Source organism: Siccirubricoccus deserti, assembly GCF_014283215.1.
Taxonomy (GTDB): Bacteria; Pseudomonadota; Alphaproteobacteria; order Acetobacterales; family Acetobacteraceae; genus Siccirubricoccus; species Siccirubricoccus deserti.
In genome coordinates, this window is the sequence record NZ_JACOMF010000244.1 from 1 (window position 1) to 878 (window position 878).

1 protein-coding gene and 1 pseudogene are annotated in these 878 nt (G+C 66.4%); one reads left to right on the forward strand and one right to left on the reverse strand.

Going from position 1 to position 878, the window contains the following annotated elements:
• Positions 1-17 precede the first annotated feature (17 nt).
• Positions 18-152: pseudogene (locus tag H7965_RS30085) on the reverse strand (IS110 family transposase); the annotation flags it as partial.
• 93 nt (positions 153-245) lie between these two features.
• Between H7965_RS30085 and H7965_RS30090 the strand changes: the two are divergent.
• The coding region (locus H7965_RS30090) for an IS630 family transposase (RefSeq protein WP_261394448.1) at positions 246-878 on the forward strand (633 nt) is incomplete at its 3' end.

Consider the following 878-nt stretch of genomic DNA (forward strand, 5'->3'; position numbering starts at 1 on the left):
ACGCTGGTGGCAAGGACCTATGCGGCTGCTGGCCGCCGGTACTCCTCACCCTTCGCCAGGAGCGACCAGATGAGCCTGGCGTTCTTGTTGGCCACGGCGACGATGGCGCGGTTGGTGCCTCGGCGCTCGACCAAGTTGTTCACCCATTGGCTCTTATACCAACGGCCCCAAACGCTGACTTCTGGGGGATTCCCCTGACTTGTGGTGTGTGATTCGCTGTGTCCTTGGCCGATTTGGAGGCTGGGATGGTAGCGATTGCGGTGACGCGGCTGGAGCATTCCGCTGGTGATCTTCGGGCAGCTGCGGCGTTGAGCCGGGATTCGCGTGCGGCACGGCGGATGCTGGCGATCGCGCTTGTTCTGGAGGGGCGCTCACGGGCGGAGGCGGCGGAGAGCTGCGGAATGGACCGGCAGACGCTGTGCGACTGGGTGCACCGCTACAACGCGGAAGGGCTGGCGGGCCTGGCGGACCGGCGCGGCGCAGTTGGCGTGAAGCCGCGGCTGACACCCGAGCAGGAGGCTCAAGTTGATGCCTGGGTCGAGAGCGGCCCCGACCCTGCGCTGCACGGCGGCTTGGTGCGCTGGCGGCGCGTCGACCTGCGCGACCTGATTGCCCACGAGTTCGGCGTCGGCCTGCACGAGCGCAGCGTTGGCAAGCTGCTGCGGCGGCTCGACTTCCGCCGGCTGTCGGTCCGCCCGCAGCATCCCGAGAGCGACCCCGCGGCGCAGGAGGCGTTCAAAAAAACTGAGATTGTCAGGAATTTTGTGTGGGACGGCGTTGGTCAGGTGATGGCAAATCGGTCCTGGAAGAGAATGGCGAACTGCGCCTTGGCAGCGCTCCACTCCCTCTGCGGCATCTTCCAGTCTTTGGACGCCCGG